The 24,195-nt window shown below is 68.9% G+C and carries 21 protein-coding genes; 8 read left to right on the forward strand and 13 right to left on the reverse strand.

Translation table 11 applies throughout. From position 1 onward, the window contains the following. Positions 1-60 precede the first annotated feature (60 nt). The 7 genes from G6N37_RS21690 to G6N37_RS21720 all read right to left on the reverse strand — a co-directional run bounded on the left by G6N37_RS21690 (position 61) and on the right by G6N37_RS21720 (position 7,139). Entirely contained in the window at positions 61-840 is a 780-nt protein-coding gene (locus tag G6N37_RS21690; protein ID WP_163683470.1) for a sirohydrochlorin chelatase, read from the reverse strand. Then, complete coding sequence (locus tag G6N37_RS21695; protein WP_163683471.1) at positions 831-1,982, reverse strand: uroporphyrinogen-III synthase; 1,152 nt, start codon at positions 1,980-1,982, stop codon at positions 831-833. The genes G6N37_RS21690 and G6N37_RS21695 overlap by 10 nt, the downstream gene beginning before the upstream one ends. A gap of 77 nt (positions 1,983-2,059) precedes the next feature. Beyond that, a complete protein-coding gene (locus G6N37_RS21700; RefSeq protein WP_163683472.1) occupies positions 2,060-3,457 on the reverse strand; it encodes an MFS transporter in 1,398 nt (465 codons plus the stop codon). A gap of 321 nt (positions 3,458-3,778) precedes the next feature. Then, the gene (locus tag G6N37_RS21705) at positions 3,779-4,696 is read right to left on the reverse strand and encodes a 5-oxoprolinase/urea amidolyase family protein (protein ID WP_163683473.1); all 918 of its coding nucleotides are present in this window, start codon (positions 4,694-4,696) and stop codon (positions 3,779-3,781) included. Positions 4,697-4,711: 15 nt separating this feature from the next. Then, positions 4,712-5,386 carry a 5-oxoprolinase subunit B family protein gene (locus G6N37_RS21710; protein WP_163683474.1) on the reverse strand — a complete coding sequence of 225 codons (675 nt, stop codon included), beginning with the start codon at positions 5,384-5,386 and terminating at the stop codon, positions 4,712-4,714. A 112-nt stretch (positions 5,387-5,498) separates the two neighbouring features. Next, positions 5,499-6,497 carry an ABC transporter substrate-binding protein gene (locus tag G6N37_RS21715; protein WP_163683475.1) on the reverse strand — a complete coding sequence of 333 codons (999 nt, stop codon included), beginning with the start codon at positions 6,495-6,497 and terminating at the stop codon, positions 5,499-5,501. A gap of 57 nt (positions 6,498-6,554) precedes the next feature. Then, positions 6,555-7,139, reverse strand: coding sequence for an acyl-CoA-like ligand-binding transcription factor (locus G6N37_RS21720; protein ID WP_163683476.1), 585 nt, complete (start codon positions 7,137-7,139; stop codon positions 6,555-6,557). A 207-nt stretch (positions 7,140-7,346) separates the two neighbouring features. On the opposite strand from G6N37_RS21720, the gene G6N37_RS21725 reads away from it, so the two are divergent. Further along, on the forward strand, positions 7,347-8,669 hold the full coding sequence (locus G6N37_RS21725) for an MFS transporter (protein ID WP_372514734.1): 1,323 nt from the start codon (positions 7,347-7,349) through the stop codon (positions 8,667-8,669). 7 nt (positions 8,670-8,676) lie between these two features. Here the strand turns inward: G6N37_RS21725 and G6N37_RS21730 are convergent, their stop codons facing one another. Next, a complete protein-coding gene (locus G6N37_RS21730) occupies positions 8,677-9,927 on the reverse strand; it encodes a DNA polymerase domain-containing protein (protein ID WP_372514706.1) in 1,251 nt (416 codons plus the stop codon). Positions 9,928-9,985: 58 nt separating this feature from the next. On the opposite strand from G6N37_RS21730, the gene fadD2 reads away from it, so the two are divergent. Further along, positions 9,986-11,665 (forward strand): long-chain-fatty-acid--CoA ligase FadD2, encoded by a 1,680-nt coding sequence (gene fadD2 / locus G6N37_RS21735; RefSeq protein WP_163683478.1) that lies wholly within the window; start codon positions 9,986-9,988, stop codon positions 11,663-11,665. A 12-nt stretch (positions 11,666-11,677) separates the two neighbouring features. On the opposite strand, the gene G6N37_RS21740 is transcribed toward fadD2, so the two are convergent. The 4 genes from G6N37_RS21740 to G6N37_RS21755 all read right to left on the reverse strand — a co-directional run bounded on the left by G6N37_RS21740 (position 11,678) and on the right by G6N37_RS21755 (position 16,444). Then, positions 11,678-12,043 (reverse strand): ATPase, encoded by a 366-nt coding sequence (locus G6N37_RS21740; RefSeq protein ID WP_163683479.1) that lies wholly within the window; start codon positions 12,041-12,043, stop codon positions 11,678-11,680. 418 nt (positions 12,044-12,461) lie between these two features. Beyond that, on the reverse strand, positions 12,462-12,695 hold the full coding sequence (locus G6N37_RS21745) for a hypothetical protein (protein WP_163683480.1): 234 nt from the start codon (positions 12,693-12,695) through the stop codon (positions 12,462-12,464). Between the two features lie 309 nt (positions 12,696-13,004). Then, a complete protein-coding gene (locus tag G6N37_RS21750) occupies positions 13,005-15,206 on the reverse strand; it encodes an acyl-CoA dehydrogenase (RefSeq protein ID WP_163683481.1) in 2,202 nt (733 codons plus the stop codon). A 104-nt stretch (positions 15,207-15,310) separates the two neighbouring features. Then, positions 15,311-16,444, reverse strand: coding sequence for an alpha/beta hydrolase (locus tag G6N37_RS21755; protein ID WP_163683482.1), 1,134 nt, complete (start codon positions 16,442-16,444; stop codon positions 15,311-15,313). A gap of 111 nt (positions 16,445-16,555) precedes the next feature. Between G6N37_RS21755 and G6N37_RS21760 the strand changes: the two genes are divergently transcribed. From G6N37_RS21760 to G6N37_RS21775, 4 genes are all read left to right on the forward strand, one after another. Further along, positions 16,556-17,137 carry a VOC family protein gene (locus tag G6N37_RS21760; RefSeq protein WP_163683483.1) on the forward strand — a complete coding sequence of 194 codons (582 nt, stop codon included), beginning with the start codon at positions 16,556-16,558 and terminating at the stop codon, positions 17,135-17,137. Then, positions 17,137-17,685 (forward strand): hypothetical protein, encoded by a 549-nt coding sequence (locus G6N37_RS21765; RefSeq protein WP_163683484.1) that lies wholly within the window; start codon positions 17,137-17,139, stop codon positions 17,683-17,685. Before G6N37_RS21760 ends, G6N37_RS21765 begins: the two co-directional genes overlap by 1 nt. Before the next feature lie 342 nt (positions 17,686-18,027). Continuing rightward, positions 18,028-19,479 carry a condensation domain-containing protein gene (locus tag G6N37_RS21770; protein WP_163683485.1) on the forward strand — a complete coding sequence of 484 codons (1,452 nt, stop codon included), beginning with the start codon at positions 18,028-18,030 and terminating at the stop codon, positions 19,477-19,479. Continuing rightward, on the forward strand, positions 19,476-20,828 hold the full coding sequence (locus G6N37_RS21775; RefSeq protein ID WP_163683486.1) for a hypothetical protein: 1,353 nt from the start codon (positions 19,476-19,478) through the stop codon (positions 20,826-20,828). Before G6N37_RS21770 ends, G6N37_RS21775 begins: the two co-directional genes overlap by 4 nt. 9 nt (positions 20,829-20,837) lie before the next feature. On the opposite strand, the gene G6N37_RS21780 is transcribed toward G6N37_RS21775, so the two are convergent. Next, positions 20,838-21,512: a TetR/AcrR family transcriptional regulator gene (locus G6N37_RS21780; protein ID WP_163683487.1), complete on the reverse strand. Its 675-nt coding sequence runs from the start codon at positions 21,510-21,512 to the stop codon at positions 20,838-20,840. A gap of 82 nt (positions 21,513-21,594) precedes the next feature. Between G6N37_RS21780 and G6N37_RS21785 the strand changes: the two genes are divergently transcribed. Next, positions 21,595-22,506, forward strand: coding sequence for an oxygenase MpaB family protein (locus G6N37_RS21785; RefSeq protein ID WP_163683488.1), 912 nt, complete (start codon positions 21,595-21,597; stop codon positions 22,504-22,506). A gap of 93 nt (positions 22,507-22,599) precedes the next feature. Continuing rightward, on the forward strand, positions 22,600-24,177 hold the full coding sequence (locus tag G6N37_RS21790; RefSeq protein WP_163683489.1) for a PPE family protein: 1,578 nt from the start codon (positions 22,600-22,602) through the stop codon (positions 24,175-24,177). Positions 24,178-24,195: the final 18 nt, after the last annotated feature.

The raw sequence follows: 24,195 nt of genomic DNA on the forward strand, positions 1-24,195 counted from the left end.
GCCAAAGATCAAGCGTCGCGGGGCGTCGGCGCGCCCCACCGGTCGGCGCTTTCGGCCCGCTCAGGCCGCCGAATTCGGGCGCACGACGCGGTCATGGACCAACCGCTGCGCGCTCGACCGGCGCGAAGCGTGCCGGGCGGTCGGTGCGAGTACCGGCGGCATGGCCCGCCGGAATCGATTGGCGATCAGGCGGCTCAGGCCGGGATGGGTGCTCAGCGGTTCGCTGACCAGGTCGGCGCCGCAGGCGTGCAGCCGCTCCTGGAACAGTCCGTCGGCCAGCAGATAGGAGGCGACCACGACGCGCGCGTTGTTGCTGCGCGCATGGCGCCGCGCCTCGTCGACCGCTTCGGGCAACTGCGGATCCCCGGTTGCCGCGAACGCCAGGCTCACCCGCGACCCGGTCAGCGCAGAGACGAGCGTCGCCGTGGTGTGCAGGTCGGCGCGTGCCCTGGCATCCGATGTTCCCGCGGCCGCAAGAATCACCGAATCGCCGGGACGCCAACCGCATTTGACCAACTGATCGCCGACGAGGCGGGCGACCTGGCCGCTCGGGCCAAGGGCCGGCGTGACGATCACGCCGGGGTGCCCGCTGAGCTCGACGTGGGCCGGCAGGTCGGCGCGGACGTGGTAGCCGCGCGACAGGAACGCGGGCAGCACGATGGCGGGCCGGCCGGTGGCCTTCGCCCGCGTCAGCACCTCGCTGGGAGTGGGGCCCAACACGTCGACGAACGCGACCTCCACCGGGCGTCCGGTCAGCGAGCTCGCCTGCGCGGCAAGCCCTTCGACCATCGCCACGCCCTCCGGCCGGCGGGTGCCGTGCGCGACCAGGATCAGCGCCATGACGTGTCCGCTCGTTGCTCGGTCGCGAGCCGGTAGCCACGCTTGACCACGGTCGAGATGATGTTCTTGTCCCCCAGGGCCGTTCGCAGCCGTAGCACGGCCGTGTCGACGGCGTGCGGGTCGTTGCTGTTACCGGGCAGCGCACGCAACAGGTCACCGCGGGCGACGACGTCACCGGGACGCTTCGCCAGCGCGCGCAGTATCCCCATACCCGACGGCGACAGCACCTTGATCGAGCCGTCCACCAGCACGCAGGTGCCGCGGATGTCGACAGTGTGGCCCGCGGCGCGCACCGTGCACGAGCCCAGTAGCGGCAGCTCCTCTGCGACATGACGGGCCAAGGCGCCCAACCGCATTCGTTCCGGAGACGACGTCGGTACACCCTTTCGGATCAAGGGCTTGGAGGTCACCGGGCCGACGCACATCGCGTGCACCTCGCCGCGCAGCGCGCTCAGCAGCTGGTCCTCGATGTCCAGCTCGCGGCCGCGCTCGAGCACCGCGGCGGCCGCCGGCGCCGACGTGAAGGTGACCGCGTCGAACTGGCGTCCCGCGATGCCGGTCACGAGCTGATCGAACATGCCGCCCAACGGCGTTGGCTTCCAACGGTATACGCGGACGGGCACCACCTCCGCGCCGGCCATTCGCAACCCGCCGAGGAATTCCGGGAAGGGGTCCCACGCGTCGGCGGCGCCGTGCAGCTGGACCGCCACCCGCAGCCCGGACACCCCCGACTTGAGCAGGTATTCCAGCACTTCCTGGGATGACTCGGATTCCGGGGACCACTCCTCGTGCAGGCCGGCGGCGCGCAGCGCGCCGGTCGCCTTCGGCCCGCGCGAGACGATGCGGGCCGACGACAGCGCCTTGAGAAGCGGATTGACCAGGCTCCACCCCTCGGCCGCGGCCAGCCAGCCGCGGAAGCCGATGCCGGTGTGCGCTACCAGGATGTCGGGCGGCTCGGCGATCAATGCCTCGGTATTACGGTGCAGTTCGTCGTCGTCGGGCAGCGCGATCATGTTGATCGCGGGCGCGCTGCACACCTCGGCGCCCTGGCGGCTGAGCAGCGCGCACAGCTCCTCCGAGCGCCGACTCGACGTCACCGCGATGCGGTAGCCCGTCAGCGGCGGGGAGTCGAGCTGGCCCATATCACCTGTGTATGCCTGTCAGATTTCCGTTGAGTTACCTGGCAATTGCTTACGCATTGCCCACCATGAGGCCACGCTCACACGCGCGCCAGCGCGTCCGCCGGGTCGCCTTCCACGGCCTCGGCGGGCGACACCGGCCGGCGCGCGTACACCGTCCACGTGACGATCGCGGCCACCACGTAGGAGGCCAGGAAGGCCCAGTATGCCGACGTCTCCGTCCCGGTGGCCAGGTAGGACTGGCGCAGCGCGAGGTTGATGCCCACCCCGCCGAGCGCCCCGACCGCGGAGCAGATGCCGATCAGCGATCCCGCCCTGGCGCGCGCCCAGCGCCGGCGCTCGTCCTCGCTCGCCCGCAGGGCGCGGCTGCGCGCCTCGTAGACCGAGGGGATCAGTTTGAACACCGAACCGTTGCCCATCCCGGACAGGATGAACAGCACCATGAAGGCGACTACGTAGCCGACCATGCTGGCCGAGCGGTCGGCGGCGGTGTGGTCGTCGATGGTGCTGATGACCACCAGCAATCCGGCGCTCAGCGTCATGCCCGCCAGCACGCCGAGCGTGACCCTGCTGCCGCCCTTTCGGTCGGCGAGCCGTCCGCCATAGATCCGGGCCAGCGAACCCAGCAGGGGTCCGATGAAGGCCACCTGCGCGGCATGCAGCGCCGCGTGCTTGGCGCTTTCGCCGTCGGCCAGGAAGTTGACCTGCATCACCTGGCCGAAGGCGAAGGAGAACCCGATCCAGGAGCCGAAGGTGCAGATGTAGAGCAGCGAGATCACAAAGGTGTCGCGTTCGAACAGGATTGCGCGCATCGTGGTGAGCTCGGTGCCGTGGCCGACGTTGTCCATCAACAGCGCGGCCGCGACACCGACCACCGCGAGCGCCACCAGGTACACCGCGCACACCCAGTACGGCGCCTCGTGTCCGGCCGTCGCCAGCACCAGCAACGCGACCAGTTGGACCACCGCCACCCCGAGATTGCCGACGCCGGCGTTGACGGCCAGCGCCGAGCCCTTGAGCCGCTGGGGGTAGAAGGCGTTGACGTTGGCGAGCGAAGCCGCGTAGTTGCCGCCGCCGAGCCCGGTCAGCGCGGCGCACACCACGAAGGGCCACAGCGGAAGCCCGGGGTTGGCCAGCAACACGATCGTGCCCACCGTCGGGATCAGCAGCACGAACGCCGAGAACGCGGTCCAATTGCGGCCGCCGAAGGTGGCGATGCCCAGGGTGTAGGGGATGCGGGCCAGGCCACCGACGAGGGTGGCGACGGCGCCCAGCAGCAGCTTGTCGCCCGCGGTGAAGCCGTAGACGTGCTCGGGCATGAACAGCGCCATGACCGGCCACAGCGTCCAGATCGAAAAGGCGACGTGATCACCCGCGATGGTGCACAACAGATTGCGGCGCGCGACGTTCTTGTTGCCGGCTTCCCAGGCCACCGTGTCTTCTGGATTCCAGTCCGCGATGCGATGATTGCGGGCCATCCGATCGTCACCTTTCGTCGACTGCGATGCGGGAATCGGCACGGCGCAGTGCACATTTCCCGTTGCCCCGAGGGCGAATTCGGCTGGGACCCCGCAGCGGGAGGAGATCTGGGCGCCCCGAATGAAGGGGCATGCCCCGCCGTGTATTTCGATGCTCACATTCGGGACGGGAACGGGTCAACTCAGTCGGGCCCGAATCGCCTGTACGTTGATTACCAGTTAGCTGGTAAATCCCTGTAGGCCGCGGACGGTGAAATAGCCACTGAATCACCGTGATTCGACATCAACGCGTGACTTTGTGTGAGCTGTAACACATTTCGGTCAGGAAAACGGCCAGCCCACAACGTCGGCTCCCGGTCGGGCGCCCACCAGGACCCTGGGGCGCGACCAGTGCAGGCGCACCGATTGCCCGGGGCGCACCTGGGCGATCTTGTCGATATCCTCGTCTACCACCACGCCCACCACCGGGTAGCCGCCGGTGACCGGGTGGTCGGGCCCCAGGATCACCGGTAAACCGTTGGGCGGCACCTGAATTGCCCCCCGGGTGGTGCCCTCACTGGGCAACTGGCGGTCCGGGTATCGGTGCTGCAGGGGGCGGCCCACCAATCGCATCCCCACGCGGTCACTGCGGTCGGACGCCACCCAGTCGTTGTGCACCAGGGCATCGGGGTCGACGAACCAATCGTCCCGCGGACCGGGCACCACGGCCAGCTCCACGACATGTCCGGTGATCGCCGCCACCGGGGCCTGGTCCAGCTCGGGGTAGTCCGGGGTGTGCTCGCCGACGGGGAGCCGATCTCCCGCCCGCAGCGGTGCCGGCCCGATGGCCGACATCACGTCGTAGCTGCGCGAGCCCAGCACGGGCTCCACGCCGAAGCCGCCGCGCACCGCCAGGTAGGTCCGCAGCCCGGCGCGGGGGGTGCCCAACGCGATCACCTGCCCGTCGCGGACATGTTGAATGCTGTTGGTGCCGAACTTGTTTCCGTCGACGGTCGGGTCGGTGTCGGCGCCCGTGACCGCGATGTCGACGTCGCCGCCCCGCACGCGGGCCGCGAGACCGCCGAAGGTCACTTCGACGGTGGCGCGGTCATCTGGGTTGGCCACCAGCCGGTTGGCCAGCTGGTGCGCGCGACGGTCGGCGGCCCCGGATCGGGTCACACCGAGGTGGGCCAGTCCGGGGCGGCCGAGGTCCTGGACGACGGCGAGCGGTCCGGTGCGAAGGATCTCCAGGGTTGCCACGGTGACCTCCTTAACTCAGACGGCCCGGAATTGAACGCACATGCCCTGCGTGAGCAGCGCCGGTTCGGGCCGTGCGAGGTCCCACAGCACCGCGTCGGTGCGGCCGATCAGTTGCCAGCCGCCCGGCGACTGGCGCGGATAGATCGCGCTGAATTCGCCGGCCAGGCCGACCGAGCCGGCGGGCACCGAGGTGCGTGGCTCCGGGTGGCGCGGCACCCGCAGCCGCGCGTCGCCGTCGACCAGATACGCGAAACCCGGGGCGAATCCGCTGAATCCGACCCGCCAGAGGGAACCGGTGTGGGCCTCGATCACCTGCGCGACGGTCAGCCCGGTGTGGCCGGCGACCTCGGCGAGGTCGGGGCCGTCGTAGACGACGTCGATGACCACGTCGGCACGCCGATCAGGAGCGGCGGCCTCCTCGGCGGCGACCCGCATCTTGCGCAGGCGCTGACGGACCAGCCCCTGGAAGCGCGGGCCGTCGAGCTTGACCAGCACCGTGCGGGCGGCCGGGACGATGTCGACCACGCCCGGCAACGCCGCGGCGCGCAACTGCGCAGCCCACGCCAACACCTCGGCGGTGCTGCCGCATTGCAGCATCAGCGCGCTGTCGCCGAAGTCCAGGACCGTGTTGCCGACCAGTTCCGTCGGCAGGTCCTTGGACACGTTGTCGGTAAGGTCCGTGACGCTCATTACTCGACGGTAACCTCCCCAACGCGGGCCGGGCGAGGGGCGAGCGAGGGAATTTCGAACACTGCCAGAGCTGCCTTAGCAAACGCTCAAACGCCGCAGGCGCGGCGGGGATCTAGCCGAGGATTCTGCCCAGTTGCGGGGGCAGCTGGTCGGCGACCAACGGGTAGCTCAGCGGCGAGGAGAACGCGATCGCGCCGGCCTGCTCCTTGGTGGTGAAGATGTGCCGGTTCTGCGCGGTCGCCTGTGAGGCCGCGACGTCGGGGTCGGCGAGCAACGCCTTCTGGTCCTCGGGGCTCGCGGTTGTCCAGATGACCACGTCGGCGGAGTCGAGCACCTCTTTGACGTGGTCGCGGGGGATGACGGCGCGGTGGTCGCTGCCGAAAGGCTTGATGCTGTCGGCGATCACCAACCCCATCTGGTTGAGGAAGTCCGTGCGCCAGCCCGCGATGGTCGCCACCACGGTGCCCTGCCACAGCGTGCCCTGCATCAGCAACGCCTTCTTGCCGGTCCAGTTGGGGTGCTCCTTGCCGATGGCGGTGAATTTCTGGTCGACGGCGTCGATCAGCGACTTCATCTGGTCGGCCCGGAACACCGCCTGGCCGATGATGGTGGCCTGCTCCTTCCATGGCTCGAAGAAGGCGTCGCCGTCCGACTGCGGCACGGTCGGGGCGATCGCGGAGAGCTTCTGATAGGTGTCGGCGTCGACCCCGGCGTTGGTGGCCACGATCAGGTCCGGCTTGAGGCCCGCGATCTGGTCGACAGGAATCCCGTTGTCGAGGTTGAGCACCACCGGCTGCGCCCCGCCGAGTTTGGATTGGGCCCATGGCCACACCGCGAACGGCTGATCGCCGAACCAGTTGGTCACGGCGATCGGCACGACGCCGACCGCGAGCAGGTCGTCCTGCTCGGTGTAACCGGCGCTGACCACGCGTTTGGGCGGTTCCTTGATGACGGTCTGGCCGAAGAGGTGGTTGATCGTCACCGATTTGCCGCCGCCGGTATCCGACGACGGTTTGCGCGACGAGCACGCCGTCGGACCCGCGGCGGCCGCAGCGACCGCCGCAGCCCCTGCGAGCTGCAAGAATCCCCGTCGATTCCAACCCTGTCGCATCGCGTGAGATTATCGCGTTCCTGGCCCACAACGCCGGTCGCCGCGCGGTTGCCGCGTTCAGCCCAGCGGCATGCCCGCGTCCAGGAAGTCCAGGGCCCGGTAGATGGTTTCGGACGTTTTCGGTGCGCTGTCGTACGCCGCCATCATGGCGCCGACCATCGCGCCGACGAACACCCGGATCTCGAAATCGTCTGCGGGACGGCCGATTCGACGACCGATGGCCTCGGCCATGACGTTCACGGTGCGGTAGTACTCGTCGTAGAGGGCGGCCTTGAGCTCGGGGATCGAGAAGATCAGCCGCTGGCGGGTGTTCTCGAATTCCAGCTGCTCGGGCGACAGGCCGGCCATCGCGCTCGCGTACGCGCGGCGGATGGCCTGGCTGGGCGACAGCTCGGGCGGCTGGGCGTCGAACGCCGCCAGTATCAGCGGATCGAGGTCGTCTGCCAGCAGCAGCGCCTCCTTGGATCCGAAGTAGCGGAAGAACGTGCTGGGGGACACCTCGGCGGCATCGGCGATCTGTTCGACGGTGGTGGCGGCGTAGCCGTTCGCGTCGAAGAGGCGGAACGCCTCGCGGCGCAGGGCATGGCGGGTCTTGATCTTCTTGCGTTCGCGCAGCCCCAGGGGCTGCTCACTCGCCTGCATGCGGCAATTCTCGCGCACTCGGGGGCCGAAAAGTTCTGACAAGGGGCGAACGTCGGCTGCGAGATCCACGTATTGCCGACGTAACTGCGCCCACGCAGACCGGTAACAGTCCCTTTCTAACGTCGGGGCGTGACTACGACGACCACGCCAGAGTCGACCACCCCGGTCCTTGCGCCCCCGCGCCCGCCCCACCGGGGCGGGCACTGGATCGACGACTGGCGGCCCGAAGACCCCGCGTTCTGGGAGACGACCGGCAAGCCGATCGCCCGGCGCAACCTGATTTTCTCGATCTTCGCCGAGCACGTCGGGTTCAGCGTGTGGATGTTGTGGAGCATCGTGGTGGTCCAGATGACCGCCGGTTCCCACGGGCATCCGTCCGCGTCCGGCTGGGCGCTGACCGCCAGCCAGGCGCTGTGCCTGGTCGCCGTCCCCAGCGGGGTCGGCGCTTTCCTGCGCCTGCCCTACACCTTCGCGGTGCCGATCTTCGGCGGCCGCAACTGGACGACCATCTCGGCGGCGCTGCTGCTGATCCCGTGCGTGCTGCTGGCCTGGGCGGTCAGCCATCCCGGCCTGTCGTTTCCGGTGCTGGTGGCGATCGCCGCCACCGCCGGCTTCGGCGGCGGCAACTTCGCCTCGTCGATGGCCAACATCTCGTTCTTCTACCCGGAGAAGGACAAGGGCTGGGCGCTGGGCCTGAATGCGGCCGGGGGCAACATCGGCGTGGCGGTGGTGCAGAAGATCATCCCGCCCATCGTCGTCGCCGGCGGCGGGGTGGCGCTGTCGCGTGCCGGCCTCTTCTACATCCCGCTGGCCGTGGTCGCCGCGGTGTGCGCGTTCGGATTCATGAACAACCTCTCCGAGGCGAAGGCGGACGTGAAGCCCGTCGTGCAATCGCTGCGGCATCCCGACACCTGGGTGATGTCGCTGCTCTACATCGGCACGTTCGGATCGTTCATCGGCTACTCGGCGGCCTTCCCGACCCTGCTCAAGACGGTGTTCGGCCGTGGCGACATCGCGTTGACCTGGGCGTTCCTCGGCGCGGGCATCGGCTCGGTGATCCGACCGCTGGGCGGCAAGCTGGCCGACCGGATCGGCGGCGCCAGGATCACCGCCGTCAGCTTTGTCATGCTGGCCGTGGGCGCGGCGGCGGCGCTGTGGTCGGTCAACGCCAAGAACCTGCCGGTGTTCTTCGCCAGCTTCATGTTCCTGTTCGTCGCGACGGGCGTCGGCAACGGCTCGACCTACCGGATGATCTCGAGGATCTTCGTGATCAAGGGGGAGCTCGCGGGCGGCGACCCGGACACCATGGTGCACATGCGCCGCCAGGCGGCGGGCGCGCTGGGCGTGATCTCGTCGGTCGGCGCCTTCGGCGGTTTCATCGTGCCGCTGGCGTACGCCTGGTCGAAGTCGCAGTTCGGCACCATCGAACCCGCGCTGCGGTTCTACGTGGGGTTCTTCCTCGCCCTGCTGGTGGTCACCTGGTACTGCTACCTGCGCAAGAAGGGCGCCGTCGCGCGGGTCGGGGTGTAGCCCGCCTTCAGCGCGACGGCCTCTGCCTGCCCCCGTACCCGTCCCAAGGGCTGTAGTCGGCGATCAGCTCCTCCTGCGGCGGTCGTTGATCGGCGGGCACGTGCTGCAGGTTGATCCGGATCCGGTACCAGATCGAACTCGGCCCGCGCATGCCGTCGACCAGGATGTCGACCGGTTGCAGCAGGCGAGCGGCGTCCGGGTGGCGGCCACGCCAAGTGTCCAGCGCGGCCAGCGCCTCGTCCCTGGTCTTGGTGCGAGCGATCTCGATGAGCGGCATCGCCGACCGGCGCCGGCCGCCGGCCGGGCCGGATCCCTTCGGCGCCCGCTCCGGGGGCCCCATCTCCTCGGCCAGCACCAGCAGCCGGTCGAGCTCACCGACCGCGTCGTCCATCCCCGCCCACGGGTCACCCATGGCGGCGAACCGGGCGGGCACCGTGCCGATGGTGAACTCCTCGGGAAGGCGCTCGGTGACCTCGTCCCACAGCAGCGGCGTCGACACCCGGGCGTCCGGCGTCGCCCGCACCGAGTACGCCGACGCGACCGTGCGGTCCTTGGCGTTCTGGTTGAAGTCGACGAACACCCCTTCGCGCTCTTCCTTCCACCAGCGGCTGGTCGCCGCGTCGGGCATGCGCCGCTCGACCTCGCGGGCCACGGTCTGGGCGGCCAGCCGCACCTGCCGGAATTCCCAGCGGGGTGCGATCCGGGCGTAGATGTGGAAACCGCGCGACCCCGACGTCTTCGGCCACGGGGTCAGGCCGTAGTCCTCCAGCACCTCGCGGGCCACCAGCGCCACGTCGACGATCCGCCGCCAGGAGACCCCGGGCATCGGGTCGAGGTCGACCCGCAGTTCGTCGGGGTGGTCGAGGTCGTCGGCCAGCACGGGGTGCGGGTTGAGGTCGACGCAGCCGAGGTTGACCGCCCATGCCAGGCCGGCGGCGTCGTGGATGACGGCCTCCGCGGCCGAGGTGCCCCGCGCGTAGTGCAGTTCGGCGACGTCCACCCAGTCGGGCCGGTTCTTGGGCGCGCGCTTCTGGAACACCGCCTCCTCGGAAATGCCCTTGACGAAGCGTTTGAGGATCATCGGCCGCCCGGCCACGCCGCGCAGCGCTCCCTCGGCCACCGACAGGTAGTAGCGGACCAGGTCGAGTTTGGTGTGCGGCCCGGTGCCGCCGTGGACTTCGAACACCACCTTGTCCGGGTGGGTGATCGTGACCTGACGCCCGGCCACCTCCAGCGAAACCGGACCCATGTTCATCATCGTAAGTCGGTGGGTACTTACCCCTCGGAATGCGACGGACGTCACATAGGGTGGATCCATGCCTAATCTGATCGGCCTGCCCGGGCAGGCGGTTGCCAAGGTCCAGCAATACCTGGAGCGCGGCTCAGCCGAATTGCACTACGTGCGCAAGATCTTCGAAGCGGGTGCCTTCCGGCTGGAACCGCCGCAGAACTACGCCGCGATGGCCAACGACATCTACAAGTGGGGCGAGTTCGGCATGCTGCCGTCGCTGAACGCCAGACGCCACCCCGACCGCGCCGCCTGCATCGACGAAGAGGGCGAGTTCACCTTCTCCGAGCTCGACGAGGCCGCCCACGCGGTGGCGAACGGCCTGCTCGAGATGGGCGTCAAGGGGGGTGACGGGGTGGCCGTCCTGGCGCGCAACACGCGCTGGTTCCTGATCGCCTACTTCGGGGCCGCCCGGGTCGGCGCCCGCATCATCCTGCTCAACAGCGAGTTCTCCGGGCCGCAGATCAAGGAGGTGTCGGAGCGCGAGGGCGCGAAGCTGATCATCTACGACGACGAGTACACCAAGGCGGTCAGCAAGGCCGAGCCGGAACTGGGCTTCCTGCGGGCCCTGGGCACCAACCCGGACGCCGACGAGCCGTCGGGCAGCAAGGACGAGACCCTGGCCGACCTGATCAAGCGCAGCAGCAAGTCGCCCGCCCCGAAGGCGAGCAAGCACTCGTCGATCATCATCCTGACCAGCGGCACCACCGGCACCCCGAAGGGTGCGAACCGCAGCACCCCGCCGACGCTGGCACCGATTGGGGGCATCCTGTCGCACGTGCCGTTCAAGGCGAACGAGGTGACATCGCTGCCCGCGCCGATGTTCCACGCGCTGGGTTTCCTGCATGGCACCATCGCGATGTTCCTGGGCTCGACGCTGGTGCTGCGGCGCAAATTCAAGCCGCCGCTGGTGCTCGAGGACATCGAGAAGTACAAGGTGACCGCCATGGTGGTGGTGCCGGTGATGCTGTCGCGGATCCTCGACGCGGTCGAGAAGATGGACAAGAAGCCGGATCTGTCCAGCCTGAGGATCGTCTTCATCTCGGGCTCGCAGCTGGGGGCCGAGCTGGCCAGCCGCGCGCTGAAGGACCTGGGCCCGGTCATCTACAACATGTACGGGTCCACCGAGATCGCGTTCGCGACCATCGCCGGGCCGCAGGACCTGGAAAAGAACGCGGCCACGGTTGGCCCGGTGGTCAAGGGCGTCAAGGTCAAGATCCTCGACGACAACGGTCAGGAGCGGCCGCAGGGCGAGGTCGGGCGCATCTTCGTCGGCAACGCCTTCCCGTTCGAGGGCTACACCGGGGGCGGCCACAAGCAGATCATCGACGGCCTGATGTCCTCGGGCGATGTCGGCTACTTCGACGAGCACGGCCTGCTCTATGTCAGCGGCCGTGACGACGAGATGATCGTCTCCGGCGGCGAAAACGTGTTCCCCGCGGAGGTCGAGGACCTGATCAGCGGGCACCCCGAGGTGGTCGAGGCGACCGCGATCGGCGTCGAGGACAAGGAATGGGGCCACCGGCTGCGTGCCTTCGTGGTCAAGAAGGACGGCTCCGACGTCGACGAGGACACCATCAAGCACTACGTCCGCGACCACCTGGCGCGCTACAAGGTGCCGCGTGAGGTGGTCTTCCTCGAGGAGCTGCCGCGCAACCCGACGGGCAAGATCCTCAAGCGCGAGCTGCGCGAGATGGAGGTCGACTAGCCGCCGACGGGGTCAGCGCCGGTCTCTGATGGCGCGGGTGATCTGCGCCGCGAGCTTGGGGTCGACCAGGAGCTGGTCGATGAGCGCGGTGAGGACCTCTTGTCCGGTCACCCGGGCGACTCCCAGGCGGTCGGCCGCCTCCCGCTGCCAGATGTCCAGGGCCCGGTGGGTGGCCGCCGGCAGGTCGACGGTGCGCCGCGTCCGCTGAACCCGTCCCGCCTGGTTGGGCGCCGGCTGGCCGACCATACGCGGGGCGGCCTGCTGCGCGAGCCCGGTGAGGCGCTCGGTGGGCGCGGCGTCTCCCGCCGGCGCGGCGGACGGCGCGGGACCCCGAAACGTTCCGGCGCGGGGTCCGATCTGGCTGGGGTTGAAGTTCACTGTGGCGGTCGTCCTCCGATGAGTGGCCAATCAGTAAATCAGCGCTCGAGTGTGTCAATACTGATTCTTCCACCGACGACGGCGTAAGTCGCGTCGCCGGGCCGCCGGCCGCCCGGCGCCGCGGCGGGTCCGCCGGCAGCGCGTCCCAGCAGCAAATTATTGACGGTAGCTGGCAGGCTGGCGGTTTGGGGGCGCATATTTTCGCCGTCGGACGGAATCGCCGATATTGAGCAATCAGCAATTCAGTCGGTCTGTTAATACGCGACTGTGGAAACCAGTATCTCAGTAGATCCCTATTGAACTGCTCATATGCGCTGTATCGGCAGGTCAGTATCTGCTGTTTCCCTGGTATTGGGAAATCAGTAAACGCGACAAACGGACAAATTCAGGCCAATTGCATACGCAGTTGTTACATAATTCACAGCACAATTACGGTGTAGTCTCGTTGTTTGCCGGGAAACTTCTGGCTAACGTTTTCTTTTGTCGGCATCAGGTCTGGAAGGAGCCTCGCGAAGATGATCTCCGCACGATCGTTGCGTGGCGCGGCCGCGGGCGCGGCCGGTGCTTCAGCCGTGGCCGGAGCGCTGCTGTTCGGCACCGGCCCCGTTGCGCAGGCGGCCCCGGTACCAGGTCCCGGCACCAGCTTCACCACCGCCGGTCCACACGGCGCGCCGGGCGGACCCGGAATCCTTCCCGACCGTCCAGGAGGGGGTCATGGATGGGGCGGAGGCCACGGATGGAACGGGCACCGTGGTCCGGGTTGGGTGAACCGCGGATTCTGGGCCCCGGGCCACTGGTGGAACTGGTGGTGGTGAACCAGCCTCCCCGTGGTAGCTGGTCAGCTTCGACGTGCCGATCCACAGTAGGCTGACCAACCCACGGGATGGGGGGGAAACCATGCCGGCCTGACCACCCCTCAGGTCGGCATGGCCCTCTCCAGGGCCGAATCGCCAACCGGCGGTTAGGGATCGCGAGGAAGCCCGAGCAGCCGCTCGGCGATGATGTTCAGCTGAACTTCGGATGTTCCTCCGTAGATGGTCGTGGCCCGGCTCGCCAGTAGGTATTCGCCCCACTTGCCGGGTAGCTGGCCGGTGTCGCCGATGGCGGCGTCAGTGCCGAACGAGGACACCGCGAACTCGGCGTACCCCTGCCCGGTGCGCATCGAGAGCAGCTTGGAGATGGCCGCCGACGGCATGGCATCGCCGCCGGCCAGCGTCAACAGCGTCGAGCGCAGGTTCAGCACCTTGGCGGCCTGGCCCTCCGCGATCAGTTGACCGGCCCGGTGTTGCGCGACCGGGTCGAACTGCCCGTCGCGAACGAACTCGACGAACTGCGCGAGCGTGGCCAGGAAGTTCGCCTCGCTGCTGCCGATCGAAACCCGTTCCGCGGTAAGGGTGTTGCGGCTGACCTCCCACCCACGGTTCACTTCGCCGAGCACGCATTCATCGGGCACGAACACGTCGTCGATGTAGACGGTGTTGAACATCGCGTTCCCGGTGAGCTCGCGCAGCGGCTTCACCTCGACGCCCTCGCTGCGCATGTCCAGCAGGAAGTAGGTGATGCCGTTGTGTTTCGGGGCGCTCGGGTCCGTTCTGGCCAGCAGCGCGCCCCAGTGGGAGAGCTGCGCGGCCGTGGTCCAGATCTTCTGGCCGGTGATGCGCCAGCCACCGTCCGTGCGGGTCGCCTTGGTGCTCAGCCCGGCCAGGTCCGATCCGGCGCCCGGCTCGGAGAACAGCTGACACCAGATCATCTCGCCACGGAAGGTCGGCGGCAGGAACCGCTGTTTCTGCTCCTCGGTCCCGAAGGCGACGATGGACGGGATGATCCACGTCGCGATGCCCATCTGCGGGCGCTTGACCCGGCCGGCGGTGAACTCCTGGGCGATGATGATCTGCTCGATCGGGCCGGCGGCGCGGCCCCACGGTTTCGGCAGATACGGCAGCGTCCAGCCGCCCTCGGCGATGGCGACCTTGCGCTGGTCGCGCTCCAACGCCTTGAGGGCGCCGACCTCGGCGCGGATCTCGTCCCGCAGCTTCTCGGTGTCCGGGTCGAGGTCGATGTCGACCGCCCGAAGGCCGGTGCTGGTGGCGGTGTGCACCACCTTCTGCGGGTATTCCGAACCGCGGCCGAAGGAGGCGGCCAGCAGCAGCGCCCGGCGGTAGTACACGTTCGTGTCGTGCTCCCAGGTGAAGCCGATCCCGCCATGCACCTGGATGCAGTCCTGCGCGCACCGTTGGGCGGCCGCCGGTGCCAGCGTCGCCGCGACGGCGGCCGCGAACTCCACGTGGGAACCGGTGATGTCCCAATCGTTTTCGCGCGCCTCGTCGATGGCGCGGGCGGCGTCCCACACCGCGGCGGTGGCCCGCTCGGTGTCGGCGATCATCTCCGCGCACTTGTGCTTGATGGCCTGGAACTGGCCGATCGGCCGGCCGAACTGCTCACGGATCTTGGCGTATTGCGACGCGGTGTCGGTCGCCCAGCGCGCCACGCCGATCGCCTCGGCGGACAGCAGCGTCGTCATCAGCGCGTGCGCGGTCGCCATGCTCAGGTTGCCCAGCGCGGCGTCGGCGCCGATCTCGACGGCGTTGGCGCGCACGTGGGCGACCGGGCGTAGCGGGTCAAGACTTTTCACGGGCTCGATCTCGAGTTCCTCGGCGGGCACCACCACCCACTCCTCGCCGCTGTCGATCGCGACCGGGAGCACCAGCACGGAGGCCTGCGCCGCCGCGGGCACCGCGCGGACCTCGCCGCGGAGCACCAGCGCGTCACCGTGGCGGGTGGCGGTCAGCCCGCAGCAGTCCATCGCGTAGGCGGCGATGACGGCACCGGACGCCAGCTCGGACAGCACCTTCGCGTGCGGGTCGTTGGCGGAGATCAAGGCGCTGGCGATCGCCGACGGCACGAAGGGCCCGGGCACCGCGCCGTAGCCGAACTCGGCCAGCACGATGGCCAACTCGAGGATCCCGAAACCCTGCCCGCCCACGGATTCGGCCAGATGCAGGCCCTGCAGGCCCTGGTCGGCGGCCGCTTGCCAGTACGGCGGCGGATTGTCGATCGGCGTTTCCATGGCCGCGTGCAGCGCCTCGGACGGCGCGACGCGCGCCACCAGCGACCGCACCGAATCGGCCAGGTCTTGATGCTCAGGAGTGATAGCGATCGGCATTGGTCGCCTTCCCATGCGTTCGGGTTCCGTCTCGGCCAGGCACCTTCCAAACTAACAACCGGTCGGTTGGTTGACCACAGCGGTCACCGGGGCGGTGGGGGCACTCAGCCAAACCGCTTGGCGATCCACTTGGCGATGATGTCGGCCTGCTCGCCGCGGGCGCCCGGGGTGGTGAAGTAGTGATCGGTGTCGACCGACGCCTGCGTCTTATCGGGGCTGGCGAGCGCGGCGAAGATCCGTTGGGCGTCGGAGGGAAACACACCGGTGTCGGCCTCGGCGTTGATGACCAGGGCGGGGCAGCTGATGCGGGCCAGGTGCGGTTCGGCCCGGGTCTGCGCCACCCGCAGGCTCCACATGCCGAGCCAGTTGCGCAGGGTGCAGGCCGCCGCAATGCCGTGCGCCGACCGGTTGGCCTTGACCGGAAGGCCGGCATAGCACATGTTCGGCTGACGCCGGGTCGGCTCGATGCTCGCGTCGACCATGCGGGGATCTGCCCAGGTGCGCATGACGCTGAACGGGCGGTCGGAAAACCCTGCCGCGCGAACGCGTTTGAGCTCTCTCTCCGCCCAGTCGGTGATCGCGTGGTTGCGCGCGGTCTGCGCGCGGCGGTAGCGGGTGAGGAACTCCGGCGCGTACGGCGGGCCGTTGCGCTCGTTGAACAGGTCGAGGTCGGCATCGGTGGCGACCGGGTCGTTTTCGTCGACCACGGCGGCATCCATCCAGGCCGTCAGCACGTCGGGCCGCCCCGGATGGGCGGCGGTGGCCACGTAGCCGTCGGCGGCGGGCAACTCGGTCAGGCCCGCCGCGGGCCGCATCCCCTCCAGCGGGGTGACGTTCGGCTCCACGGCTTGCGACTGATACGCGGCCATCAGCGAGCCGCCCCCCGAGTTACCAAGCAACACAACGGTTTGCACTCCCTGCACTTCCCGTAGCCAGCGAACCCCGACGCCGATGTCGACCAGTGCGTGGTCGAGTAGGAAGCTGCTTTCGAAGCCGCGAAACCTGGTGTTCCACCCGAGGAAGCCGACGCCGCGGGTGGCCATGTAGTCGGCGAGGTAGTGCTCGGAGAAGTCGATCTGGTAGTGGGAGGCGATCATCGCCACCTTGGGCTTGCGTCCGACCCCGCGGTGGTAGACCCCCTGGCAGGGATGCCCGCCCGCGCCGGCGCGCCCGGCGGTGGGCGACGGCAGACCGACGAACTCGCGGATCACTCCCGCGGCACCGGTGTGAAGAGTCATTTCGGCGGCCCTGCTGGCGATTGACGTCTCGTTCAAAACTGAAGCTGATGTTAGATTCGGAATTACATCTTGGCCAGGATTTCCGCAGCCGGGACCGAGGGGAGCCGCGCGATGATCAAGCCGCACAACACCAACACGGAATTCGAACTCGGCGGGATCAATCACGTCGCCCTGGTCTGCTCGGACATGGCCCGAACCGTGGACTTCTACACCAACACCCTGGGCATGCCGTTGATCAAGTCGCTCGACCTGCCCGGGGGCGCGGGCCAGCACTTCTTCTTCGACGCCGGTAACGGCGACTGCGTGGCATTCTTCTGGTTCGCCGACGCCCCCGACCGGGTACCGGGCATCTCGTCGCCGGGCGCCATCCCCGGCATCGGCGACATCACCAGCGCCGTGAGCACCATGAACCATCTGGCCTTCCACGTGCCGGCCGACAAGTTCGACGCCTACCGCCGGCGCCTCAAGGAGAAGGGCGTGCGGGTGGGGCCGGTGCTCAACCACGACGAGAGCCCGACGCAGGTGTCGGCCACGGTGCACCCAGGGGTGTACGTGCGCTCGTTCTACTTCCAGGACCCGGATGGCATCACGCTCGAATTCGCCTGCTGGGTCAAGGAATTCGGTCAAAGCGATGCCCAGGCCGTGCCCAGGACCGCGGCGGACCGCCGGCCTCCGGTGGTCGCCGGTCGCTGATGACCGAGCGCATCCTGACCGACGCGCAGATCGCGGCGCTCACCCCCGAGCAGCGACGGCAGCTCATCTCCCGGCTGGAGCAACCGGTGAGCGACCTGATCGATCCCGCGCTGCTGGTCCGGGTGCGGCGCATCCGGTTGAGCCTCATGGTCGGCGGCTCGATGGCGATGGTTCCCTGGCTGGGATATCTCTCGGTGACGTTGCCGGAGAACTACGTTGCCCACAACTGGCCCGTGACGTGGGTGGGCTTCGACCTTCTCCTGGTCGGGTTCATGCTGGCGACTGCGGCACTCGGGTATCTGCGTCGCCAACTGCTGGTCCCGGCCGCGTTCACCACCGGGGTGTTGCTGATCTGCGACGCCTGGTTCGACCTGACGACGGCCGGGCCCAAAGACTTCTGGCTGTCGGTGACCACCGCGCTGCTGATCGAAGTGCCGCTCGCGGTGTTCCTGATCTTCAGCGCGCAGCGGCTGATACGGCTCACCATGATGCGGCTGTGGCTGTTGGACCCCGGCATGCGGCTCTGGCAGCTGCCGCTGTTCCCCTGAGGCGGCACGCATTTAGCTCGGCGAGCCGTCATGCGGCGCCGGCTCGGCGTGATCGTCCGGTCGGGGAAGAGGAGATTACCGCCGGCACCGCCGGAATGCGCGGGAATCGCGAATCTTCGCAAAACCGCGTCATCCCCGAGTTCCTGTACTAATGTCCAACAACAGCGACAAGGGGGGTTACTAGCGGCAACCGCAAGTTCAGTCCGACATACGAAATGGTCGCGAAGATCCCCTGGTACGAAATTGAATTCATGCTGCGCAGAAAAGCCATTCGAGAATGGGTTTTCCGGTACCCCTTTGCCGCACAACGGATCAGCATCGTATTAGAGCGAGGATCAAGAAATGGTCGCACTCGGAAACATCAGCGAATGGCAACCACCGCACGGCCCACTGACCACGTGGACGGCCACACCCGCGGCGCACGAAGCGGCTCGTACCGCGCCGTTGAGCGAACTGGTTCCGAGTTATCAACAGAGCCAACACCTCTGGACCGCTCACCATGGTAACGCGCTCAACAGAAGGCTGCCCCGTCTGATGGTGGTGGCCTGGGACATCCCCGGCGTGTGTGACATCCCGGCGATGACGGCGGCGATCAATGCCCATGTCCGCGGTCAGGACACCTACCACAGCTGGTTCGAAATCGTGGAAGGCGTCATCGTTCGCCGCGCGATCGCCGACCCCGAGGTCATCGAATTCGCTCCGACGGCGTTCGGGCCGATGAGCCCCGACCAAGCGCGCACCCACGCCCTGACGGCGACACCCGAGACGCTCGGATGGGGTTGCTTCACATACGGTGTCGTCCAGGGGGCAGACCACTTCACCTTCTACGCCAGCGTCGACCACCTGCACATCGACGGCGTCTCCGCCGCGCTGATCTTCCTCGACATCCACCTGACGTATCACGAACTGGCACTGGGCGTTGGAGGCGGCGGGCTCCCGGCTCGCCCCGAGCTGAGAAGCTACCGCGATTACACCGCGCGGCAGCGCGAGAAGGTGGCCGGGCTGACGCTGTCCTCCCCCGAGATCAAGGACTGGATTGCGTTCGCGCGCGAGACCGAAGGTGACTGGCCGAGCTTTCCGCTGCCGCTGGGCGACACGTGGGCCAGCTGCCAGGGTGACTTGGTCACGGTCGAGTTGCTGGACGCCAAGGGGACGGAGTCTTTCGACGCCGCCTGCTGCGCGGCGGGTGCCCGGTTCATCGGGGGAGTACTCGCGTGCACGGCGTTGGCGGAGCGCGAATTGACCGGCAAGGAAACCTATTTCGGCTTCACCGCCCGCGACACGCGGACCACGGACGTCGACGCGATGACAGTGGGATGGTTCGCCAGCCTGATCCCGGTCACCGTGCCGACGGCCGGCGACTCGTTCCCCGAGGCGGCGCGGGCGGCGCAGAAGTCTTTCGACTCCGCCAAGGACCTCGCCGCGGTGCCGGTCCAGCGGGTGCTGGAGTTGGCCACGCCGGACGAGCTGGGGATTAAGCTGCCCACGCAACTGCCGATGATGGTGTCGTTTCTGGACTTCCGGAAGATACCCCTCGTCGGGATGTGGACGGAGATGAACTTCGGGACCTACGGCGACAGCCTGTCCGCGGGCGGGATCAACATGTGGATCAACCGGCACGTCGAACGAACCACGGTGACGATGTCCTTCCCGGACAACGGGATAGCGCGCGAGTCGGTGCAGCGCTACGTGGCGGCGTTGGTCCGGGAGTTCGCTCGTGTCATCGACACCACCCCCGACCAACCCGACGTGGTTGCGGCCGAGGCGCACCGAACAACGGGGGTGGGAAGATGAGCAACGTGCTGGACCTGGCCGACCAGACGCTTTTCCTCGGCGAGCGAGCGACCGCCACCACCAGTGTGGTGCAATGCATCTGGGTGTACGACCGCGCCGTCGACATCGACGGCCTGCGGACCTTTCATCGCCAGCTGTGTCGGGGCCGATTGCGTCGCCGCATCGAAAGGTCCCCGCTGCCGTTCGGCCGCCATCGCTGGGTGGTGCCCACCGATCAGTCGGACCTGGAGGTCGTCGCGACTCCGCTGCCGCGCGATGCGATCGACGGCTGGCTGGACCGGCAGGCGGACAAGCGTCCCGACGCCGAGCGCGGCCCCGGGTGGCACCTCGCCGTCCTCCCGTTGACCGATGGCGGCGCGGCGGTGAGCTTTGTGGTCACCCACACCCTCACCGACGGCGTCGGGCTGTGCGAGGCGCTGGCGGACGCGGCGCGCGGCCGCGACGATGCGCACGACTGGCCGCCCGCGGCGTCGCGCCGTCGATGGCGGGCGCTGCGCGAGGACGCGCGCCAAGTCGCGCACGACACCCCGAACGTGGGCCGCGCCGTGGTGGCCGCGGCGCGCATGGTCCTGGCCGGACGCCGGGGCGCGACCGCCGCGTCGCCGGCCGACAAGCGGCCCGCGCCGCCCACCGGACCGGACGAACGCATCACGCTGCCCATGGCGACGGTGTTCGTCGACGCCGACGAGTGGGACGCGCGCGCCGCCGCGCTCGGGGGAACCAGCAACGCGCTGCTCGCCGGACTGGCCGCCCACCTTGCCCGACGAGTGGGGCGGGTCGCCACCGACGGCACGGTCAACGTGGGGATGCCCGTCAACGAGCGCACCCCGGGCGACACCCGTGCCAACGCCGCGATCAACGTCGACATCGCGGTCGACCCCGCGCCCGCGACGGCCGACCTGCGCGAGATCCGCGCCCGGATCAAGGAAGCCCTGACGCGCCACCGGGACGAGCCCGACGAGCGCTGGGCGTTGCTGCCGCTGGTTCCCTTCATTCCGCGGCGCGTCATGCGGCGACTCATCGGCGTGGTCACCGGCAGTGCGATCACCGTCGCGTCGTCCAACCTCGGGACGCTGGATCCCGCCGTCAACCGGCCGGACGGCACCGACGCCGACCATTTCGCCATGAGGACCGTGTACCCGGGCGTGACCGCCGCGACGATGTACCGCACCAATGGCGGGCTGGCGTTGTTGTCGGGACGAGTGCACGGCCGGGTCTTCGTCTCGTTCCTCGCCTACGAGCTGGGTCGCCACAACTCGGATATCGATTTGCGCCAACAGATTTCGACCGCATTGAGCGAGTTCTCGCTCACCGCCGGCACGGGGTGGCGCACCGTGTGCCCGGTGTGAGCCCGCGCGTCACGCGTCCGAACGCGGCTCCGCGGCCGTCTCCGTGAGCCGGTACAGGCTGGGCTTGGCGAGCTCGTCGAGCAGGGCGGCCAGGTGATCGACGAGCTGGTCCGGTTCCAGTCGCACGTCACCGGCGAGCCAGGCGCTGATGGTCTGGCCGACGCCGCCGACCACGAAGTGTGCCGCGGCCTTGATGCGGTCGTTTTCCGGAACCCTTAGCGCGTCTCCGACGTGCCGGCCCGACAGCATGGCGAACAGCGCACTGGATTCGGCGCGCTTGCGCACGATCACCGGGTCGGCCAGCTGCGTGCTGAACAGCAGGCGCCCGAGGCGGGCGTCGTCGGCGATGGTGTGCACGATGTTGGCCATGCCCGCACGGGTCTGCTCGGGCGCCGGCACCGTCGCCACCGCGGCCTGTGTGGTGGCGGCCAGCTGGGCGACCACCCAGTCGAACACCGAAGCGACGAATTCGTCTTTGTCGGCGAAGCTTTCGTAGAAGTAGCGGGCCGCCAGCCCGGCCTGGCGGCACACGCCGCGGACGGTGACCGCCGAGACGCTCTGTCGCTGGGCGCCGAGTATGTCGAGGCCCGCGGCCAGAAGCCGGCTGCGGCGCGTGGCCAGTCGCTGCGCGGCCTCGACGCCGCGATACGGCCGCGCGCTCGAGGTCTCGCTCATGCGAACCATCTTGACACCGGCGCGGCGCCGCGACAATATCAGGAAACACGCGTTCGCAGATTGGCGGGCGGTGCCGCGGGAGGGTTTGACCATGGCGATACACGGCGCTGTTCACGAACCGGCACGGCATGTCGAGCGCGCGATCGCCGACCCGCCCCGGCGATCCCCCGCGCGGCGGAGCCGGCGGGCGCTCGGCATCGACGAGGGGCTGATGGGCGTCGCGTTGTTGGCCGGCCCGGCGAACGTCATCATGCAGTTGGCGCGCCCCGGTGTCGGCTACGGCGTCATGGAGAGCCGCGTCGAGAGTGGCCGCGTCGACCTGCATCCGATCAAGCGCGCGCGCACCACCTTCACCTACCTGGCCGTGGCGACCAACGGCAGCGACGCCCAGAAGGAGGCCTTCCGCAGGGCGGTGAACCGCGCGCACGCCCAGGTCTACTCGACCCCGGAAAGCCCGGTGCAATACAACGCCTTTGACCCCGAGCTGCAGCTGTGGGTCGGAGCGTGCCTGTACAAGGGCGGGGTCGACATCTACCGCATGTTCATCGGCGAGCTGGACGGCGAGGACGCCGACCGCCATTACCGCGAGGGCATGGCGCTGGCGACCACCCTGCAGGTGCCGCCACAGATGTGGCCCGCGGACCGGGCGGCGTTCGACCGGTACTGGCAGGAGTCGCTGGCCAAGGTCCACATCGACGACGCCGTCCGCGAGTACCTCTATCCCATCGCCGCCAGCCGCATCCCTGGGCTGGCGCTTCCGCGCCCGCTGCAACGCGCCTGCGACAGCCTGGCGTTGCTGATCACCACGGGATTCCTGCCGCAGCGGTTCCGCGACGAGATGCGCCTGCCCTGGGACGCCGCCAAGCAACGGCGCTTCGACCGGCTCATGGCGGCGCTTGCCCTGGTGAACCGGCGCCTGCCGCGGTTCATTCGGCAGTTCCCGTTCAACGTTCTGCTGGCCGACGTCGACCGCCGGATCAGGACGGGGCGCCCGTTGGTCTAGTGCGAGGGCCGAATCGGCCGCCGTGTTGATAACGACAATCATATTCATTAAGCTCTCCTCTGCCTGGTAAGCCCTCCAGCCCGAGGAGTACCTATGACGGCGCCGATCTGGATGGCCTCGCCACCCGAGGTGCATTCCGCGTTGCTCAGTAGCGGCCCTGGTCCGGCGTCGCTGCTGGCGGCGGCCGCGGCATGGTCCCAACTGAGCACCGAATACGCCTCGGCCGCAGCGCAACTCAGCGGTGTGTTGGCCGCGGCGCAGGCCGGATCGTGGGAGGGGCCCAGCGCGGAGTCGTATGTGGCCGCGCATGCGCCCTATCTCGCGTGGCTGACGAGCGCCAGCGCGGACAGCGCGGTGGCGGCCGCCGAACACGAGAGCGCCGCGGTCGCCTACACCGCGGCGTTGGCGGCCATGCCGACGCTGCCGGAACTCGCCGCCAACCACGCCGTCCACGGCGCGTTGGTGGCGACGAACTTTTTCGGCATCAACACGGTTCCGATCGCGGTCAACGAGGCGGACTACGCCCGGATGTGGGTGCAGGCGGCCGGCACCATGACCACCTACCAGGCGGTCTCGACCGCGGCCGTCGCGGCGACACCGCAGACCGATCCGGCGCCGCAGATCGTGAAATCCACTGCCACCGGCCAAGGCTCGGGGAACGATCTGCACGACCCCACGATCGACAATCCGCTCGACGACTTCATCGCGAATATCCTGAAGAACCTCGGCATCAACTGGGACCCGGCCGAGGGCACCGTCAACGGGCTGCCCTACGACGCGTACACCAATGCGGGAGAACCGATCTTCTGGGTCGTTCGAGCGCTGGAGTTGCTCGAGGATTTTCAGCAGTTCGGCTACTACCTGGTGCACAACCCGGCCCTGGCCTTCCAGTACATCGTCCAACTCATGCTGTTCGACTGGCCGACCCACATCCTCGAGATCTTGACCAGCCAGCCCGAGCTATTGGCCCCCGCGGTTCTGCTCGCGGCCGCTCCGCTGGGCGCCGTCGGCGCGTTCGCCGGGTTGGCCGGGCTGGCCGGCATACCCCAGCCCGCGGTCGTACCGGCGCCGGCACCCGCGCCCGCCCCACCGCCCGGCGCGATGCCGGCCGTCGCGATGGCGCCGACCACCGTCGCGCCGGCCCCGGCCCCGGCCTCGGTGCCGGCGTCCGCGCCCGCTCCGACCGCGACCACCGTCGCCGCCTCCGGGCCGCCCGCGCCTCCGCCACCGCACGCGGCCGGTTTCGCACCGCCCTATGTCGTGGCCCCGCCGGGCATCGGGTCTGGTTCGGGGATGGGCGCCGGCGCCAGCTCGAGCGCCAAAAGGAAAGCGCCCGAACCGGATAGCGCCGCCGCCGCCGCGGCCGCGGCAGCGCGAGGGCAGGCCAGGGCGCGCCGGCGCAGGCGGGCGATCCAGCGCGACTACGGCGACGAGTTCGCGGATATGAACGTCGACGTGGACCCGGATTGGCGTGCGCCCGGTGACGAGGCGCCGTCGGCCGCATCGGGGAGCGGCGCCGGGAAGCTGGGGTTCGCCGGTACGGCGCGCCGGGAGGCGCCCGCCGTGGCGACGGGTCTCACCACACTGGCAGGTGACGAGTTCGGCGCCGGCCCACGGATTCCCATGATGCCGGGCACCTGGGACGGCGGCGGTAGCAGCGAGACGCCGTAGCGCACGCAACGACCTCGC

The sequence above is a fragment of the Mycobacterium seoulense genome (genome assembly GCF_010731595.1).
GTDB classification, from domain to species: domain Bacteria; phylum Actinomycetota; class Actinomycetes; order Mycobacteriales; family Mycobacteriaceae; genus Mycobacterium; species Mycobacterium seoulense.